This window comes from Halomonas marinisediminis, assembly GCF_004347715.1.
Lineage (GTDB): Bacteria > Pseudomonadota > Gammaproteobacteria > Pseudomonadales > Halomonadaceae > Halomonas > Halomonas icarae.
On record NZ_SLTR01000002.1, the window covers coordinates 233,257 to 252,538 of the forward strand.

The following is a 19,282-nucleotide window of genomic DNA, read 5'->3' on the forward strand; positions in this document are numbered from 1 at the left end:
AAGGAGGCCGGGATGGCCAGCAGAGTCCGGGACAGGGCAGGGCGGTATATGGGTGCCTGGCTGGTGCTCACCTTCCTGTGCGCACTGGCTCCCGCCGTGCTGGCACAGCCGGTCGAGGAACGGCCCGAGGTGCGGGTGATCATCGATGTGTCGGGCAGCATGCGCGCCAACGACCCGGATCGTCTCAGGGCCAGCGCCCTTGAACTGCTGGTATCGCTGCTGCCCGAGGGCACCTCCGCCGGAGTCTGGACGTTCGGCGAGACGGTGGCGAATCCGCTGCCATCCGGAGAGGTCAATGCCGTCTGGCGACGTCGAGCTCAGGCGCTGGGCCCTGCGCTGGCGGGTGTGCAGCCCTATACCGATATCGAGGCCGCGGTACGCCGCGCCGCGGCGCCAGCGGCCGATGGCTGGCGCCACCTGGTTCTGCTGACCGATGGCGTGATCGACCTGCCCCCAGCGCGAGGCTCCAAGCCCGAGGTGGATGCGGCCTCGCGTCGAGAGCTGCTCGACGAGCTGGCAGTGGAGCTTGCCGATTCCGGGGTGGTCGTGCATGCCATCGCCTTCTCCGATCAGGCCGATATGGCTCTGGTGGAGTCGCTTTCCCGCACTACCGGTGGTTTGCCCGCCCTGGTAGCGTCTCCCGAGAGCCTGCTCGTCGCCTTCCTGGACATCGTCGAACGCATCTTTCCCACCGACCGTGTTCCCTTGGAGGGTGGACGCTTTCATATAGAGCCCGGCATCGAGACCTTCTCGGCGCTTCTCTTCCACGACCCCAATGCCGAGCCGCTGATGCTGTTGGGGCCGGAGGGCAGGGAGTATCGTGCCGACGCGCCACCCCAGGGGTGGCGATGGCAGGTAGAGCCTCGCTTCGACCTGCTGCGGGTTCCCGATCCCATACCCGGCGAGTGGCGCATAGAGGGCGAGGTGACCGAGCAGAGTCGCATCGGCGTTACCTCGGCACTGACCCTGCGTACCGGGGAGTTACCTGCCACGGCCTTCCTGGGCTTCCCAATACCGGTAGAAGCCTGGCTCGAACGCGATGGTATGCCCTACACAGACGAGCTAGAGGGGCTCTCGTTGCGTGCCGACCTCGCCGCCGCCGATGGCGAGGTGTGGGCCACGACCCGGCTTGCCCACGACGGCGAACGCTTTCGTGGCGAGCTGCCAGCCCCTACCTTGCCGGGGGGGGCGCGTCTGGTGATCACGGCCGAGGCCGAGGGGATGGTCCGTCAGCGCAGCCAGGCGATCAACCTGCTGGCCCCACTCGAGGCGAGCCATCAGCCCGAGTCGCGGCGCGTGGTGCTGACCGCTCGCCACCCCGAGCTGGCTCATCATAATACGCGTCCCTGGGCGGAACTGGCCGGGGAGCGCCTCGAGATCGAGCCTCGGGGCGAGCGAAGCTGGATGGTCGCCCTGCCCGAACTGGATGACAGCGTCAGTCGCCCCCTGAAGCTGGGCGCCGAGGTGCGCCTTCAGGCCCAGACCCATGAGCTGCGTCTGCCCCCCCTGATGCTGTTTGCCGAGTCTGCCACCGGCCTCGACCTGGCCAGAGGACGTGGCGAGCTTTCTGCCGAGCGTTTCCACCAGGATCTGGCCGCCGGTCATGGTAGAGACGCTGACCCTGGTGGTGTCGTCGAGCGATTTGTCGGGGCTATCAATCGGGGGGTTGCGTCCGGGGTAGAACATTGGCGCACCAGCTGGCAGCCGCGGCTATCGGGGCTGGCCGCCAGGCCGCTGGTCTGGGCGCTGGCCGGCGGCGCTGTTTTGATAGTGATACTGCTGTTCTTGTTACGCGGTCGTCGCCAGCGGCGGCGTCCTGCCCATCGGGAGGATCCCCATGTGTGAACTGTTGGGCATGAGTGCCAATGTGCCGACCGATATCTGTTTCAGCTTTACCGGTTTTCTGCACCGGGGAGGGGGGACAGGGCCGCATCGCGACGGCTGGGGAATCGCCTTCTACGAGGAGGGGGGCTATCGCGACTTTCGTGACCCGCACCCCTCGGTGCGCTCGCCCATCGCACGCCTGATCTGTGATTATCCGATCAAGTCGCATATCGTGATCAGCCATATTCGCCAGGCCAATGTGGGACAGGTGCGGCTCGCCAATACCCATCCGTTTGTCCGCGAGATGTGGGGACAGCCGTGGTGTTATGCCCATAACGGTCAGCTCGAAGGGTGGCAGTCGCTCCCCCTCTCCTTCTATCGCCCGGTAGGGGGTACCGACAGCGAGCACGCCTTCTGCTGGTTGCTGGGCGAGCTGCGCCGCGGTTTCCCTCGGCGTCCCGAGAACGCAGAGCAGCGCCAGGCCTTGTGGCGCTTGCTTCATGAGCTCTGCGAACGGCTCCGGGGGTTGGGGGTATTCAATCTGCTGCTTGCCGATGGTGACTATCTCTACACCTACTGCTCCACCAAGCTGGCCCATATCACCCGGCGTGCCCCCTTTGGCAGTGCGAGCCTGTCGGATGCCGAGCTGACGGTGAATTTCGCCGAACATACCACCAGCCGCGATATTGTCTCGGTGATTGCCACCGAGCCGCTGACCGATAACGAGGCCTGGGAGCGGATGGCGCCCGGTGAGCTGCTGGTGTGGCGAGATGGTCAGATACAGGCCCGTTTTGGCCAACGCGAAGAAGCACGGGACGCGCCAGGTCAAGAATCTAAACAGGGGTTTTAATCAATCGTTTTACAGCGCGGCAGGCACGGTAGTAAGGTAGCCTCGGGATAACAAGAAGCGTCGATGTCATATCGTCGATACTGCGGAGACACGTGATGAGTGAACATGCCCACGCCCCCATTCTCGAAGGCCCCGAGCTCAGCGGCATGGAGGCGTACCGGTCGGTCACCGACATCTTCCACGCGGCGGTGGGCAAATATGCCAAAAAGCCCGCCTTCAGCTGCATGGGGCAGACGCTGAGCTTCGCCGACCTGGAGCGTCTCTCCGGTGACTTCGCGGCCTGGCTGCAGCATGAAACCACCCTGCAGCCAGGTGATCGCATCGCCATTCAGCTTCCCAACCTGCTGCAGTTTCCGGTGGCGGTGTTCGGTGCCATGCGTGCCGGCCTGGTGGTGGTCAACACCAATCCGCTCTATACCGAACGCGAGATGGCCCACCAGTTCAAGGATTCGGGCGCCAAGGCGATCGTGATACTCGCCAACATGGCAGGCAAGCTCGAGAAGATCCTCGATCGTACCGATATCCAGCACGTGGTGGTGACCGAGCTTGCGGATCTGCATGGCTTTCCCAAGCGACCGCTGATCAACCTGGCGGTCAAGCATCTCAAGAAGCTGGTGCCGGCCTATCGGCTTCCCGGCCACACGCCGCTGCGCCAGGCCCTCAAGGTGGGAAGCGCCCAACAGCATCGCGAAGTGGAGCGCGAGCTCGATGATGTGGCGGCACTGCAGTACACCGGGGGGACCACGGGCCTGGCCAAGGGCACCATGCTGACCCATCGAAATCTGGTGGCAAACATGATCCAGGCCGGCCAGGCCATCGGCCCGGGTCTCGAACATGGCAATGAGGTGGTGATCGCGCCGCTGCCTGTCTATCACATCTATACCTTTACGGTGAACTGCCTGTTTCTGATGGAGACCGGCAACCACTCGCTGTTGATCACCAATCCGAGGGATCTCCCGGGCTTTGTGAAGGAGCTGCGCAAGGTGCCCTTCACCGCCTTTATCGGTCTCAACACCCTGTTCAATGCCCTGTGCAACCGCGAGGATTTCCGCTCTCTGGACTTCTCTCGCCTGCACCTGACCATCTCCGGGGGCATGGCCCTGACCAGGTCGGTGGCCGAACGCTGGAAGGAGGTCACCGGCTGCGAGATTGCCGAAGGTTATGGGCTGACCGAGACCTCTCCGGTGGTCAGCTTCAACCCCGTCGACGCGATACAGCTGGGGACCATTGGCAAGCCGGTTGCGGGTACTCGGGTCAAGGTGGTGGATGCCGATGGCAATGACCTGGCCTTCGGGGAGCCGGGTGAGCTCTGTGTTCAGGGTCCTCAGGTCATGAAGGGGTACTGGAACCGTGATGACGAGACCGCTCAGGTGATCGATGCACAGGGCTGGTTCCATACCGGGGATATTGCCGTGCTGCAGGAAGATGGCTATATCCGCATCGTCGACCGCAAGAAGGACATGATTCTGGTCTCGGGCTTCAACGTCTATCCCAACGAGATCGAGGACGTGGTGGCACAGCATCCCGATGTGCTGGAGGCGGCGGCGGTGGGGGTGCCCGATGTTGCCAGCGGCGAGACGATCAAGCTGTTCGTGGTGCCCCGTGGCAGCGCCGAGATCGACCCCGAGGCGTTGCGCGCCTGGTGCAAGAAGCAGCTCACCGGCTACAAGGTGCCGCGGGTCGTCGAGGTGCGTGACGAGCTGCCCAAGACGAATGTGGGCAAGGTGCTGCGTCGCCAGCTCAGGGACGAGGAGCGGGAGAAGTCGAGCGGGGCGAAGTAGGCAGCTTGCTGCCCAAGACGCTGATATGTTCAGCAAGGTGCTGCGTCGCCAGCTCAGGGACGAGGAGCGGGAGAAGGCCGGCACGGCCGGCTAGTGCCACTTGGAAGGGCGTCGTAATTAGCATGCGGCGATAGCGAAAGGCGCCGGGGATAGGTCGGAGAGGGGGTCCGAGGACCAGGGAAGGCCGAGGTAGCGTACAAGGAGGTATTTACAGCGCCCCCTCGAAGGCCTGTCGCCGGGAAAGCCTTGAGCGGTGTGGGCATCTGCGATCGCCCTGGTGAGCCACACTCATCGATTGGCCGCCGCTGCGGCCGCGGCGTTACAATAGGACGCCCGCGTCGGAGTCTCCGGCGCGGGCTTTGTTGTCACCCCTTGGTACCAGCCCCTAGTTGCCAGTCCTTACCGGAGTCGCCGTGCCCGACGAGACCCCTGCCATCACCTCACAAAGCCTGTCCGATGCCGAGCGACTGCGCCAGTTGCGCCTCGGACTGGATAGCGTGCTGTTGCGCGACCACCCGAACCTGGAAAAGCGCCTCAATGGGCTGTCGCGTCGCCTGAAGGAGGGCAAACCGGTGGATCGCGGCCTGGCCGAGGTGGAAAAAGCCATGGCGCGCTCTCGCGGCCTGATGGAGCGCCGTACGGCCCGGCCGGTCACGCTCAACTACCCGCCCGAGCTGCCAGTGGTAGAGCGTCGCGAGGATATCCTGGCGGCCCTTCGCGACCATCAGGTGGTAGTGGTGGCCGGCGAGACCGGCTCCGGCAAGACCACCCAGCTGCCCAAGCTCTGCCTGGAGCTTGGACTGGGGCGGCGCGGACTGATCGGCCATACCCAGCCACGCCGGCTGGCCGCTCGCTCGGTCGCCACGCGCCTGGCCGAGGAGCTCGAGACACCGCTGGGCGAGCAGGTGGGCTACCAGGTGCGCTTCACCGACCAGAGCGGCGATGACACCCTGGTCAAGCTGATGACCGACGGTATCCTGCTGGCCGAGACACGACACGATCCGGACCTGCGCCGTTACGAGGCGATCATCATCGACGAGGCTCACGAGCGCAGCCTCAATATCGACTTCCTGCTCGGCTATCTGCGCCGGCTGCTGCCGCGGCGCCCCGATCTCAAGGTGATCATCACCTCGGCGACCATCGATGTGGAGCGTTTCGCGGCGCACTTCGCGCTGCCAGGTGCCGAGGGAGAGGCGACACCCGCGCCGGTGGTGGAGGTCTCGGGGCGCACCTACCCGGTCGAGGTGCGCTACCGACCGCTGGTGCGCGAGGCCGATGACGAAGAGGACCGCACCCTGCAGGAGGGGATCCTCCACGCCGTGGAGGAGATCGAGCGTACCGAGCGCGAGAAGGGGTGGCGTCATGGCCCCCGTGATGTGCTGGTCTTTCTGCCCGGTGAGCGCGAAATCCGTGAAACCGCCGACACCCTACGGCGTGCCGATCTGCGTGGCACCGAGGTCCTGCCGCTCTATGCGCGGCTCTCCAATGCCGAACAGAATCGGGTCTTCGCCCCCCATGCCGGTCGACGAATCGTGCTCTCCACCAACGTCGCCGAGACCTCGCTCACCGTGCCGGGCATCCGTTATGTGATCGATCCCGGCCTGGTGCGTATCAGCCGCTACAGCTACCGCTCCAAGATCCAGCGCCTGCCGGTGGAGCCGGTCAGTCAGGCCAGCGCCAATCAGCGCAAGGGGCGCTGCGGGCGTATTGCCGAGGGTGTATGCATTCGCCTCTATGACGAGGAGGACTTCCTCGCTCGTCCCGAGTTTACCGATCCCGAGATCCGGCGTACCAATCTGGCCTCGGTGATCCTCTCGATGTTGTCGCTCAAGCTTGGCAGTATCGAGGCGTTCCCCTTCGTCGACCCGCCGGATGCGCGCTTCATTACCGACGGTTTCAAGCTGCTGTTCGAGCTGGGCGCGGTCGACCAGGAAAGCCGCCTGACCCCCATCGGACGCAAGCTGGCCCGACTGCCCATTGATCCGCGACTGGCGCGCATGGTGCTGGCCGGTGCCGAGCAGGGCGGGCTGCGTGATGTGCTGATTGTGGTGGCAGGCCTGGCGGTGCAGGACCCCCGTGACCGCCCGGCGGACAAGCGCCAGGCCGCGGACCAGGCTCACCGCCGATGGCAGGATCCCGAGTCCGACTTCATGGCGCTGCTCAACCTCTGGCACGGTTTCGAGGCCGCCCGGGAAGAGCTCTCCGGCAACCGTCTCCGGCGCTGGTGCAAGGAGCGCTACATCAACTACCTGCGCATGCGCGAGTGGCAGGATACCTTCCGGCAGCTGCGTCAGCTGCTGCGCGACATGCAGATCGAGGTGCCGCCACCGGCGCCTCTTCCCGTGGCCGATGAGAGTGAGCCCACGGAGGCCAGCCGTGAGGCGAGACGACAGAGCAGCGTGGCGCTGCATCGCGCGCTGCTGCCGGGGCTGCTCTCCCACCTGGGTTTGCTCACCGAGAATCGCGACTACCTGGGGGCCCGCAATCGCAAGTTCGTGATTCACCCGGGGTCGGGGTTGGCCAAGAAGTCGCCCAAGTGGCTGATGGCCTTCGAGCTGGTGGAGACCACGCGGCTTTTCGCCCGCACCGTGGCGAAGATCGACCCACGCTGGATCGAGCCCGTGGCCGGCCATCTGGTCAAGCGCAGCTACGCCGACCCGCACTGGGAAATGAAGCGGGCCCAGGTGGTCGCCAGCGAGCAGGTCACCCTCTTCGGCCTGCCCATCGTCAGTGGCAGGCGGGTGCACTATGGGCCCATCGCACCGGCCGAGGCCCGGGAGCTGTTTATCCGCCGGGCCCTGGTGGAGGGGGAGTTCAGAACCCGTGGGGAGTTCTTTACCCACAACCGGGCGCTGATCGAGGAGGTCGAGGATCTCGAGGATCGTGCGCGCAAGCGCGATATCCTGGTCGACGAGGAGAGCCTGTTTGCCTTCTACGATGAGCGCATCCCCGCCGAGATCCATCACGGCAAGGGCTTCGAGGCCTGGCGCAGCAAGGCCGAGCGCGATGACCCCGGCATCCTCAAGTTCGACCGGGATGCCCTGCTGGCGCGGGAGGCCAGCGAGGTCACCGCCAGCGACTATCCGGATGTGCTCTCGCTCAATGGGGTGCGCTACCCCCTCGACTATCACTTCGAACCTGGAGCGGTGGACGACGGGGTCACCCTCACCGTGCCGGCGGCGATGCTGCCACAGCTGCCGCTGGCACGGCTGGAGTGGCTGGTGCCGGGCATGCTGCGCGAGAAGTGCATCGCCCTGATGAAGTCGCTGCCCAAGTCGGTGCGCCGCCAGGTGGTGCCGATCCCCGACTGGGTCGATGCCGCCCTGGAGGCCATGGTTCCCGATGATACGCCGCTGACCGAGGCGCTGGGCGAGTTCCTGCGCCGCAGAACCGGCGTGCGGCTGCATCCCGATGACTGGCGCCTGGATCAACTCGACCCTCACCTGGTGATGAACCTTCGGGTGGTGGATCACGCCGGTGAGCTCCTGGGGCAGGGGCGCGATGCACGTGAACTGGAGCGGCGCTTCGAGGCGGCCGCCGGGGAGGGCGCCCGGGCCCTGGCACGGCAGGCCAGTGTGGCCGATGACCTGGAGAGCCTGCCCGCGGAGGGGCTTCCCGAGTCTCGGGTGACCACTCAGGCGGGCATTCGCGTCGAGGCCTTTCCGGCGCTGGTGCCCAGGGGGGATGCCTTCGGGGTGGAGCTCTTCGATCATCCCGACAAGGCGCGTCAGGCGCATCGCGATGGCATCCTGACGCTGGCCATGCGCAAACTGCCCCAGATCGTGCGCGAGGTCGAGCGGCTCAAGGGGGTGGAGACCTGTGCGCTGCTGTTTGCCAAGGTGGGCAGCCGTCGTCAGTTCGCCGATGATCTGGTGCGTGCGGTGTTCGCCAGCACCCTGGCGGTGGAGCCGCTGCCGCGCTCTACCGACGACTTCGAGACGCGTCTGGCACAATACCAGGAGGCGCTGCTGCCAGAGGCCAAGCGGCGTCTGGCCATCGTCGAGGATGCCCTGAAGGGCCATCTGGCCGTGACCAAGGCGCTGAAAGGCAACCTGAATCTGGCGCTGGCGCTGGTCTACGCTGATCTCAAGACGCAGATGGCTCGCCTCGTGCACCCCGGTTTTATCAGTGAGGCAGGCGAGTGGCTGCAGGCGTATCCTCGCTATATGGAGGCGGCGCTGATTCGCCTGGAGAAGGCTCCCAAGGAGCGCAATCGTGACCAGATGCATATGCAGCAGGTTCAGGAGCTCGAGGCGCGGCTCTCTGCGCGGCTGGAGAGCGAACGCCGCGGCGGCATGGTGCCGCCCGAGCTTGACGAGTTTCGCTGGTGGATCGAGGAGCTGCGCGTCTCGCTCTTTGCCCAGCAGCTGGGCACCGCCTTCCCCGTATCCGCGAAGCGACTCGAGAGGCGCTGGGCCGAAATTACCGGGCGTGGTTGAGCGTCCCGTCACACTGGGCGCCGCGGTGACCCTGGCGGTCGCGGCCGTCGCAAGGAGAATGGCATGAATCAAGTGGTGATAACCGGCACGGGACTCTATACGCCGGAACACAGCATCGACAACGACGCCCTGGTGGCCTCGTTCAATGCTTGGGTAGACGCCGAGAATGAGCGCCGCCAGCGGGCCGGCAACGAGCAGCGCCTGGCGCACTCGAGCAGTGATTTTATCGTCAAGGCCTCGGGCATTCACAGCCGCCATGTGCTCGATGCAGCGGGCATTCTCGACCCAGAGCGTATGCGCCCCAGGCTGCGCGAGCGTGATAACGACGAGCCCTCGATCCAGTGCGAGATGGGCGCCAGGGCCGCCCGTGAGGCCCTGGAATACGCCGGCGTGGAGGCCGGTGAAATCGATCTGGTCATCGTCGGCTGTTCCAACCTTGAGCGCCCCTATCCGGCGCTGGCGGTGGAGCTACAGGCCGAGCTCGGTGCTGGCGGTTATGCGTTCGACATGAATGTCGCCTGTTCCTCGGCTACCTTCGCCATCGAGACGGCAGCCAGCGCCATCCGCGCCGGCAGCGCCAGTCGTGCCCTGGTGGTCAACCCCGAGATCTGTTCGGCGCACCTCAACTTCCGGGATCGCGACAGTCACTTCATCTTCGGTGACGCCTGCACGGCGATCGTGCTGGAACGTGACGATCTGGCCACTGCCACGCAGCGCTTCGAGGTCCTCGGTACTCGTCTGGTGACACGCTTCTCCAATGCGATCCGCAACAATGCCGGCTTCCTGAATCGCGTGACCGATACCGATCCGCTGGCTGAGGACAAGCTGTTTGTGCAGGAAGGGCGGCGAGTCTTCAAGGAGGTGTGTCCCATGGTGGCGACACTGATCCGTGATCATCTGCAGAGTCTTGGCCTTGGAGGCGATGACCTGGCCCGCATGTGGCTGCATCAGGCCAACCGGCATATGAACGATCTGATCGCTCGTCGCGTGCTGGGGCGTGACCCCGACGAGCATGAGGCGCCGGTGATCCTCGACCGCTATGCCAATACGAGCTCGGCAGGCTCGATCATCGCCTTCCATCTGCACCGGGATGACCTGGCCGTCGGCGACAGTGGCGTGATCTGCTCGTTCGGTGCCGGCTACAGTGCCGGCAGCGTGGTGGTTCGGCGCGTCTGATACCAGAAATTCAGGGAGATGATGATGAGCGATGCCAAGGGGCAGGATAAACGGGTGTGGCGTGGTGTGCTGGTGCTGGCCATTGCCGGGGTATTGGCCGGATGCGCAAGCGGTGGCACGCAGCAGGAGCGTCATCCCGATGACCCCTGGGAAGGCTTCAACCGCAAGATGTTCGCCTTCAATGATGTGCTGGATCGATATGCGCTGAAACCGGTGGCGCGAGCCTATCGCTTCGTCACGCCAGACCCGGTGGAGACTGGAGTGGGTAACGTTTTCTCCAACCTTGGGGAACCGCGTACCGCGCTCAACAGCCTGCTGCAGGGCAAACCGCGTAACGCCAGCGTTGCCACGGCACGTTTCCTGATCAACTCCACCGTGGGGGTAGGGGGGCTGTGGGACGTCGCCAGTCGCCTGGAGGTCACCGGCAGGAAGGAGGACTTCGGCCAGACCCTCGGCGCCTGGGGGTGGGAGGAGTCGCGCTATCTGGTACTGCCGCTGTTCGGCCCGAGCACCGTGCGTGATGCCGGAGGCCAGCCCGTGGACATCTACTCCTACCCGACGACCTACATCGAGGATGATGGCACCCGTCTAGGGCTGACGGCCCTGCGCCTCGTCGATACACGGGCAGGGATACTCGACCAGGAGGCGCTGATCCAGGGGGATCGCTACAGTTTTGTGCGTGATGCCTGGTTGCAGCAGCGTCGTTTCGAGGTCAGTGATGGTGAGCTGGGCGACGATCCCTTTGCCAGCGACGAATTCAACTTCGATGATGGCGATTTCGACGACGCCTTTGCCGACTGAGGCCTGAACATGGAACGTCCCAAGCAGCTGATCGGCGTAATCGACATGCCAGGCCCGGCACGCGATGCGCTGGCAGAAACCATCGCCCGGGATGGTCTGGCGGTAGTGGCCGTCGCCGACAGTGAGGCTCTGCCTCCTGAAGTGGCGCTGGTGGTGGCCCATGTGCGGGCGGTACCGGCGGCCGACTGGCCAGCGTTATGCGAGAGCCTGCCGACCCTGGTGGTCAGCGATAATCGTGATGCTTCCGATCTGCTCTCGGCGGTGGATGCGGGACTCGTGGATTATATCGTCGAGCCTTGTCGGCACGGTCAGCTGCTGCGACGCATGATCCGCAAGGCGATTCGGCTGCATGAGCTCGAAGAAGCGCGCCGCCGCGACAAGCTGCGCCTGGAAGAGCTCAACGAGACCCTCGAGACACACCTGGCGATGTTGCGTCTCGACCAGCAGGCCGGCGGCCAGATCCAGCGCAAGCTGCTGCCGCCCAGGCCCCAGTCCCTGGGTGGTATCACCTGTGACTACTGGTTTGCCCCCTACCTCTACCTCTCGGGAGATTTCCTCGACTTCCATCTTCTCGATGAGCGCTATCTGTTGTTCTACTTTGCCGATGTATCGGGGCATGGGGCGTCATCGGCCTTCGTTACGGTACTGCTCAAGTACCTGGCCAATCGCTGGCAGGCCGAGTGGGATGGCGAGCATCCCGAGGCATTACCGGCACGCTGGCTGGAGGGTCTCAACCAGGAGTTGCTGGAGACCGGCATCGGCAAGCACGCCACCCTGTTTGTGGGTATCATTGACCTCGAGCGTCGCTATCTGCACTATTCGCTGGGCGCGCAACTGCCTATGCCGATGTTAATGACGGACGGCAAGGTGACCACTCTGGCGGGCGAAGGCATGCCGGTCGGGCTCTTTCCGGGCGCCGATTACCCGACCCTGGGCTGTTCGCTACCGGAAAGGTTTCACCTGTGGCTGTGTTCGGATGGCGTCCTGGAGTGCCTGCCGGGTGATACCCTCGAGGCGCGACTTGTGGAGCTCGAGCGGCAGATTCAGGCCAGCGCGACACTGGCGGACCTCACGGCCAATCTGGCCCTGGACACCGCGCCGGGTGACAAGGCGTTGCCCGACGACCTGACGATCATGATGTTGAGCGGATTTGGCCATGCTGATTCATGAAGGGCGTATCAAGGCGGCATTCGATGCCGGGGTATTCGTCCTCAAGCTTTGCGGCGACGTACGGCTGACACTCTGTGCCACCCTGGACCGTCAGGCCCAGCAGCTGGCGAGCACTCCAGGGCTCGAGTCGTTGATCATCGACCTGCGTGACGCCAGCAACGTGGACTCCACCGCGCTGGGCTTTCTGGCCAAGGTGGCCATGGCCGTCCAGGGGCGGCTGGCGGAGCGACCCACCATCGTGGTCGACAATCCTGACGTTCAGCGCATGCTGGATGTGATGGGCTTCTCGCGTTTCTTCACCATGGTGGAGTCGCCCATCACCGAGGTCTGTGAGCTCTGTGATCTACCCGAGATCCCCATCGATGTCGAGGAGACACGACGCCGGATCCTCGAGGCGCATCGCATCCTGATGCGCATGAACGAACACAACCGCGAGGAGTTCCAGCCCCTCGTGGAGATGCTCGAGGCTCAGGAAGACGCCTCCCGCCAGCAGTGAGGGGGAGGCCTCGGTAGGCTAGCCCCTTCTTAGCTCACTCAGCAGGCTTTCCAGCTTGCGCTGGTCCTCCATGAACTTGCGAATTCCCTCGGCCAGCTTCTCGGTGGCCATGGCATCCTCGTTGAATGCCCAGCGAAACTCGGCTTCGTCCAGCGGCTCGGGGGGACGGGTCTCGGCCCCCTGGGGCGTCAGCCGTCGCTCGAGAGGGCCGCGGGTCTCGGCAAGCTCGGCGAGCAGGGCCGGGGAGATGGTCAGGCGGTCGCAGCCGGCGAGGGCGAGAATCTCGCCGCTGTTGCGGAAGCTGGCGCCCATCACGATGGTCTGGTAGCCGTGGCCCTTGTAGTGCTCATAGATGCGTTTCACCGAGCGAACGCCGGGATCGTTGTCGCCGCTGAAGTCGGCCTCCGGCTGCTGTGCCTTGTGCCAGTCCAGGATGCGCCCCACGAAGGGGGAAATCAGGGTGACGCCCGCGTCGGCGCAGGCCTGGGCCTGGGTGAAGCTGAACAGCAGCGTGAGGTTGGTATGGATGCCCTCACGCTCGAGCTGACGTGCGGCGCGGATGCCCTCCCAGGTGGCGGCGACCTTGATCAGGATGCGTTCGGGACCCACGCCATGACGAGCGTAGCGTTCGATCAGCGAGTGGGCTCGTGCCAGGGTGGCGTCGGTATCGAAGGAGAGGCGAGCGCTCACCTCGGTGGACACGTAGCCAGGCACCAGTTCGCTGATCTCGCTGCCGATCTTCACCGCCACCGCGTCCAGGGCGTCATCGAGATCGATGGCCGAGCGGGCGATCTCGCCGAGACGCTGGCGGCGCGCCTCCTGTTGGGCCGCCTGCAGGATCAGCGAGGGGTTGGTGGTGGCATCGCTGGGTTGGAAGCGGCGGATGGCCTCGATGTCGCCGGTGTCGGCGACTACCGTGGTCATGTCCTTGAGTTGTGATAGCAGATCGTCGGCCATTGTGTGCTCCTCCATGAAGTGGACTCCCACTCTAGCAAGCTAGCCGGAGAGCGAACAGATCCGGCAAGTCGCGACGTTATCGGTTATTATTTGCAGGCTATTTAACTTCCACACGCTATCCGCAAGGAGCAGCCTTGACGCTCAACGCCCGCCGCCTGGCACTGCTGGTTGCGGCCAATACCGCGCTTGCACCCTTCGCCATCGATGCCTACCTGCCGGCAATGGCCGCCCTGGCGGAGGATATCGGCGCCAGCATTCATCATACCGAGCTGTCGCTGTCGGCCTTTCTGGCCGGTTTTGCCCTGGGCCAGCTGATCTTCGGCCCTGTCTCCGATCGAATAGGCCGCAAGCCGGTGCTGCTCGGTGGGCTGGTGGTGTTTCTGCTCGCCAGCCTGGTGATTACCACCGTGGGATCGCTGCCTGAACTGCTGGCGTGGCGCTTCGTCCAGGCCCTGGGCGGTGGCGCTACCGTGGTCAACTCGGCCGCCATCGTGCGCGACTGCTTCCAGGGCCGTGAAGCAGCCAAGGTGATGTCGACCATGGCCATCATCATGCTGATGGCGCCTCTCGCGGCACCGGTGGTGGGCAGTGCGTTGCTCTACCTGGGCGACTGGTGGTTGATCTTCGTGTTCCTGGCTGTCTACGCGAGCTTCCTGATGTGGCTGCTCGGTACGCGCCTTCCCGAGACTCGCGCCCCCGGGCGCTTCGCAACCACGCCACGGCAGGTGCTGGGCAACTACGTGTCGGTGCTGCGCGACCGCCGGGCCATGGGCTTCATCGCCGCCGCGTCGATGACATTCGCTGGTCTGTTTGCCTTCGTCACCGCCTCGCCGTTTCTCTATCTGGAGCATTTCGGCCTGACGCCCTCGCTCTATCCGCTGGTGTTCGGCGTCAATGTGGTGATCATGGTGGCCGCCAACCGTCTCAACATTCGCCTGCTGAGGTGGTATACGCCGCTGCAGAACTTGCGCCTGGGGCTGGGGATTCAGCTGGTGGCGGGTCTTGGGCTGGCGCTGCTGGTGGCCACCGGACTGGAGTCGCTGGCCACCATGGTGCCGCTGATCATGCTGTTTGCCGGCACCATCGGTCTGGTGGCGCCCAACGCCATCACTTCGCTGCTCGATCGCTTCCCGCATATGAGTGCCACGGCGGCAGCCCTGCAGGGCAGCATTCAGTTCTCCTGCGGTGCGCTGGCTGGAGTTCTGGTCGGAGCCTTCGAGATCGACAGTGCCTGGCCCATGGTGGGCACCATGCTCGGGGCGACGCTGCTGGCGAACCTGGGTATTCGAGTGCTGGCAGGCACGGCAGAGCCGGAGCAGCGGGCTCATGGCTGAGTCGCTGCTGCCGAGCGGGTTCGAGATGAACGGCGCGACCTGGTTGGGCTGTGCCCTGGTGCTGGCGCTGGGGGCCTTCGTGCAGCGTGCCACGGGGTTCGGCCTGGCGGTGGTGGGGGCGCCTCTGCTGCTGTTGCTGGAGCCGCGTTTAGTGCCGGTAGTGCTGGTGCTGTTCGGCTTTACCGTCTCGCTGTTGACCCTGCGCCATTATTTCCATGAGGTACGCTTCGGCGAGATCGGTGCGGCCCTGGTGGGGCGGCTGCCCGGCAACGGGTTGGGTGCCTGGCTGCTGCTGTCCGCCCCGATGGCAGTACTGGAAAAGCTGATCGCCGGCAGCGTGCTGTTTGCCGTCGCGGTGACCCTGTTTCGCCTGCGCTTGCCGGTCAATCGCGGCACGCTGTTCGGCGCCGGCGTGCTGTCCGGCCTCTTTGGTACGGTCGCGGCCATCGGTGGGCCACCGATGGTGCTGCTGCTGCATGGCCTCTCACCGGATCGTCTGCGCGGGACACTCTCGGCCTTCTTCGTGGTGACCTCGCTGATGACCCTGGCCACCCTGGGGCTGGTCGGCAGGGTTGATGTCTGGCATCTGGGCATGGCGGTGAGTTTCGTGCCGGCGGTGCTGTTCGGGACCTGGCTGGCCAATCGCGTCGCCCATCGTGTCGATCGTCGCCTGCTGCAGGGCGCCTCGTTGGCGCTCTGTACCCTGGCGGCGCTGGGCCTGCTGCTCTAGCGAGGAACTTCTAGCGAGAGCCCTGGGGGGCACTGGTTCTCTGATGGGCCTAGTGATGTCATAAAGCTGTCATCTGTGTGGGGCAAGGTGTGTGTCGCGAAGGTTGCACACCGTACCCATCAGGAGATCGCTCCATGAACCGCATCCTCACCAGCCGCACATTCAAGACCACGGCGATTGCCGCCGCCGTCATGGGCATGGCCACCGTGGCCCATGCTCGTGACCAGATTCGCATCGTCGGTTCCAGCACCGTCTATCCGTTCGCCAGCTACGTGACCGAGGAGTTCGGCGCGGTGACCGAGTACCCTACACCGGTCATCGAGTCCACCGGCTCCGGCGGCGGCATTCGTCTGTTCTGCAATGGCGTGGGTGAGGGGACGCCGGATATCTCCAATGCCTCGCGTCGCATCAAGGCCGCCGAGCTCGAGCGCTGCATCGAGAATGGCGTGACCGATGTGACCGAGGTCAAGATCGGCTCGGACGGCATCGTCTTCGCCCAGTCCAGTACCAACGAGGGTGTCGACCTGACCCTGGAGCAGCTGTTCCTGGCCGTCGCCGCCAAGGTGCCCGGACAGGGTGACAAGCAGGGCGAGCTGATCGACAACCCCTACCAGAAGTGGAGCGATATCGATGCCTCCCTGCCGGAGCGCGAGATCTCCATCTACGGCCCGCCGAGCACCTCTGGTACCCGTGATGCCTTCGAGGAGCTGGTCATGGAGGCCGTCTCCGAAGAGATCGATGGCTATGGCGGCGAGGGCTATACCGATATCCGTGCCGATGGCGCCTATATCGATGCCGGCGAGAACGACAACCTGATCGTTCAGCGCCTCACCGAGGACACCGACGCCTTCGGCATCTTCGGCTACTCCTTCCTGGTCGAGAATCCCAACGCCCTGATCGCCGCGGATATTGACGGTGTCGAGGCCGAGTCCGAGGCGATCAGCGCCGGCGACTACCCCATCGCGCGCTCACTGTTCTTCTACGTCAAGAACCAGCACGCCGACGCCGTGCCTCCGCTGTATGAGTACGTCGACATGTTCGTCTCCGAGATGATGATCGGTGAGGAAGGCTATCTGGGTGATTTGGGTCTGATTCCGCTGCCCGAGGGGGAGCGCGAGCAGACCCGCGAGAAGGTCGCCAACCGTGCCGCACTGCAGGTCGCCGATCTGTAAGGGAGCAGGACTCGGGCAAGGATGCCTGACCCGGCCGGCAGCCCTGGCTGCCGGCCGCTGCACCTTCCGACAGCCCGACTGTCGATGAACGCCATCGAGAGATCCCTATGCAGACCGATCAACTTCTTTCCCTGTTCGGCGGCGTGCTGCTGCTGCTGGGTCTGATCGCCTTCTTCCTGGGGCGTGCCAAGGCCGCGCGGGTGCGCGCCGGAGGCTCGACCATGCATGCACAGCCTGACCAGTATGCCTGGTTTGCGGTACTCGCCACCGCCGGCCCGGCCATCGTCGTAAGCGCGGTGGGGGCCTTCCTGTTGCTGTTGCTGGAGGTCGAGATTCCCCAGCTCGGCCTGCTGGCCGGCAGCCTGGCGGTGGCCGCCATCGGGCTGGGGGTGGGGATGCGCCAGGTAAGGCCCGACTTCCATGCTCGCAAGGCGATCGAACGGGTGATTCGTGGCGCGCTGCTCACCGCGGCCCTGATCTCCATCCTGACCACCTTCGGCATCCTGATCTCCATCGTCTTCGAGGCCCTGCGCTTCTTCCAGATGCACAGCTTCTGGGAGTTCATCACCGGCACGGTCTGGAATCCCGGGGCGAGCTTCCTGGCCGCCGCCGGACGCGCCGAGGAGGGCGCCAGCGCTGCCCAGTTCGGCTCGCTGCCGCTATTCGCCGGCACCTTCATGATTACCGCCATCGCCATGCTGGTCGCCATTCCCGTCGGTCTGCTGGCGGCGATCTACATGGCCGAGTTCGCCCCCAGGGGGGTGCGTACCCTGGCCAAGCCGACCCTGGAGGTGCTGGCCGGCATTCCCACCGTGGTCTACGGCTTCTTCGCCGCCATCACCGTGGCGCCGATCATCGTCTCCATCGCCAATGCCTTCGGCCTGGACGCCGCCTTCAACAACGCCGTGGCGCCGGGGATCGTGATGGGCATCATGATCATTCCCTTTATCTCATCGCTCTCCGACGACGTGATCAATTCGGTACCCGACAGCATGCGCCAGGGGGCACTGGCGCTGGGCATGACCAAGGGCGAGACCATTCGTGACGTGGTCATCCCCGCGGCGCTGCCCGGGATCATCTCCGCCTCGCTGCTGGCGGTCTCCCGGGCGCTGGGCGAGACCATGATCGTGGTGATGGCGGCGGGCATGCGCCCTAACCTTACCGCCAACCCCTTCGAGGACATGACCACGGTGACGGTACGCATCGTCGCCGCGCTGACCGGTGACCTGGAGTTCGAGAGCGCCGAGACCCTCTCGGCCTTCGCCCTGGGGCTGGTGCTGTTCGCCGTCACCCTGAGCCTGAATCTGGTCTCGGTGCTGATGATCCGTCGCTTCCGCGAGAAGTATCGCGTCAACAACCTGTAACGCCGAGGAATCGCCGAGATGAGTCAAACCTTCGACGAGATCAGCGCCCAGTTGCGCCGCCGCCATCGACGCTCGGCGCGGCTCAAGTGGGTCTCCATGGGCGCCCTGGGGCTGGCCGGCCTGTTCCTCCTGTGGTTCTTCTCCGACATGCTGGGCAAGGGGCTGCCGGCCTTTCAGCAGGCGCAGATCCACGTGGAGATCGACTACAACGAGGATGCCGCCCGCATGGGGCGGGCCGCCCTCGACCGTGACCTGTCACGCCTGGTGAGCCGCACCTTCGAGCGCATGATACCCGTGCAGATGCGCGAGAATCCCGAGCTGCTGGGCAGCAAGGAGACGCGCTGGGTGCTGGCCGACAGCGAGGTCGACCAGTACCTCAAGGGGCACCGTCACAAGCTCAACGACGCCCAGCGGGCCCTGGTCGACGAGCTGGAGGCCGAGGGACGGGTCGAGCTGCGCTTCAATACCACCTTCTTCACCACCGGCGACTCCAAGATGCCAGAGGCCTCGGGCATCCTTTCCGCCGCGGTCGGCACCATCATGACCATGCTGGTGACCCTGGCCATCGCCTTCCCCATTGGGGTGATGACGGCGGTCTACCTGGAGGAGTTCGCCCCAGATAACCGCTTCACCCAGCTGATCGAGATCAATATCAATAACCTGGCGGCAATCCCCTCGATCCTGTTCGGGCTTCTGGGGCTGGCGATCTTCATCAACTTCTTCGGAGTGCCTCGCTCCTCGCCGCTGGTGGGCGGCATGACCCTGGCGCTGATGACCCTGCCGGTGATCATCATTGCCACCCGCACGGCGCTGCGCAGCGTGCCGGATGCCATCCGTCATGCGGCCTTCGGCGTGGGCTGCTCGCGATGGCAGGTGGTCCGCGACCATGTGCTGCCGCTGGCCATGCCCGGCATCATGACCGGCTCGATCATCGGCCTGGCCCAGGCCATGGGCGAGACCGCGCCGCTGATCATCGTCGGCATGGTGGCCTTTATCCCCGACGTCTCGGCCTCCCTGACCGAGGCCGCCACGGTGCTGCCGGCGCAGGTCTTCACCTGGGCGGGGGAGCCCGAGAAGGCGTTCGTCGAGAAGACCGCGGGCGGCATCCTGGTCCTGCTGGCGATCCTGATCTTCCTCAACGCCACCGCCGTCATCCTGCGCAAGAAATTCGAGCGTCGCTGGTAAGCC

The 19,282-nt window shown here is 65.0% G+C and carries 14 protein-coding genes; 13 read left to right on the forward strand and 1 reads right to left on the reverse strand.

The window, feature by feature from the left end; translation table 11 throughout:
- Positions 1-12: 12 nt before the first annotated feature.
- The 8 genes from E0702_RS02880 to E0702_RS02915 all read left to right on the forward strand — a co-directional run bounded on the left by E0702_RS02880 (position 13) and on the right by E0702_RS02915 (position 12,537).
- Positions 13-1,845 (forward strand): VWA domain-containing protein, encoded by a 1,833-nt coding sequence (locus E0702_RS02880; protein ID WP_132041448.1) that lies wholly within the window; start codon positions 13-15, stop codon positions 1,843-1,845.
- Positions 1,838-2,674: a class II glutamine amidotransferase gene (locus E0702_RS02885; protein ID WP_132041449.1), complete on the forward strand. Its 837-nt coding sequence runs from the start codon at positions 1,838-1,840 to the stop codon at positions 2,672-2,674. Before E0702_RS02880 ends, E0702_RS02885 begins: the two co-directional genes overlap by 8 nt.
- A 95-nt stretch (positions 2,675-2,769) precedes the next feature.
- On the forward strand, positions 2,770-4,455 hold the full coding sequence (locus E0702_RS02890; RefSeq protein WP_132041450.1) for an AMP-binding protein: 1,686 nt from the start codon (positions 2,770-2,772) through the stop codon (positions 4,453-4,455).
- A gap of 449 nt (positions 4,456-4,904) precedes the next feature.
- Positions 4,905-8,894: an ATP-dependent RNA helicase HrpA gene (gene hrpA, locus E0702_RS02895; RefSeq protein WP_240721660.1), complete on the forward strand. Its 3,990-nt coding sequence runs from the start codon at positions 4,905-4,907 to the stop codon at positions 8,892-8,894.
- Positions 8,895-8,957: 63 nt separating this feature from the next.
- Positions 8,958-10,070: a beta-ketoacyl-ACP synthase III gene (locus tag E0702_RS02900; protein WP_132041451.1), complete on the forward strand. Its 1,113-nt coding sequence runs from the start codon at positions 8,958-8,960 to the stop codon at positions 10,068-10,070.
- 24 nt (positions 10,071-10,094) lie between these two features.
- On the forward strand, positions 10,095-10,871 hold the full coding sequence (locus E0702_RS02905; protein ID WP_240721652.1) for an MlaA family lipoprotein: 777 nt from the start codon (positions 10,095-10,097) through the stop codon (positions 10,869-10,871).
- Between the two features lie 9 nt (positions 10,872-10,880).
- Positions 10,881-12,041 (forward strand): PP2C family protein-serine/threonine phosphatase, encoded by a 1,161-nt coding sequence (locus E0702_RS02910; RefSeq protein ID WP_132041453.1) that lies wholly within the window; start codon positions 10,881-10,883, stop codon positions 12,039-12,041.
- Positions 12,028-12,537: an STAS domain-containing protein gene (locus tag E0702_RS02915; protein WP_132041454.1), complete on the forward strand. Its 510-nt coding sequence runs from the start codon at positions 12,028-12,030 to the stop codon at positions 12,535-12,537. The genes E0702_RS02910 and E0702_RS02915 overlap by 14 nt, the downstream gene beginning before the upstream one ends.
- A gap of 18 nt (positions 12,538-12,555) precedes the next feature.
- On the opposite strand, the gene tal is transcribed toward E0702_RS02915, so the two are convergent.
- Positions 12,556-13,494: a transaldolase gene (tal, locus tag E0702_RS02920; RefSeq protein ID WP_132041548.1), complete on the reverse strand. Its 939-nt coding sequence runs from the start codon at positions 13,492-13,494 to the stop codon at positions 12,556-12,558.
- Between the two features lie 134 nt (positions 13,495-13,628).
- Between tal and E0702_RS02925 the strand changes: the two genes are divergently transcribed.
- From E0702_RS02925 to pstA, 5 genes are all read left to right on the forward strand, one after another.
- The gene (locus tag E0702_RS02925) at positions 13,629-14,828 is read left to right on the forward strand and encodes a Bcr/CflA family multidrug efflux MFS transporter (protein ID WP_132041455.1); all 1,200 of its coding nucleotides are present in this window, start codon (positions 13,629-13,631) and stop codon (positions 14,826-14,828) included.
- A complete protein-coding gene (locus E0702_RS02930; protein ID WP_132041456.1) occupies positions 14,821-15,558 on the forward strand; it encodes a sulfite exporter TauE/SafE family protein in 738 nt (245 codons plus the stop codon). The genes E0702_RS02925 and E0702_RS02930 overlap by 8 nt, the downstream gene beginning before the upstream one ends.
- A gap of 134 nt (positions 15,559-15,692) precedes the next feature.
- Positions 15,693-16,730 (forward strand): substrate-binding domain-containing protein, encoded by a 1,038-nt coding sequence (locus tag E0702_RS02935; protein WP_132041457.1) that lies wholly within the window; start codon positions 15,693-15,695, stop codon positions 16,728-16,730.
- A gap of 107 nt (positions 16,731-16,837) precedes the next feature.
- The gene (gene pstC, locus E0702_RS02940) at positions 16,838-18,094 is read left to right on the forward strand and encodes a phosphate ABC transporter permease subunit PstC (protein WP_132041458.1); all 1,257 of its coding nucleotides are present in this window, start codon (positions 16,838-16,840) and stop codon (positions 18,092-18,094) included.
- A gap of 18 nt (positions 18,095-18,112) precedes the next feature.
- Positions 18,113-19,279, forward strand: coding sequence for a phosphate ABC transporter permease PstA (pstA, locus tag E0702_RS02945; RefSeq protein WP_132041459.1), 1,167 nt, complete (start codon positions 18,113-18,115; stop codon positions 19,277-19,279).
- The last annotated feature ends 3 nt before the right edge of the window (positions 19,280-19,282 follow it).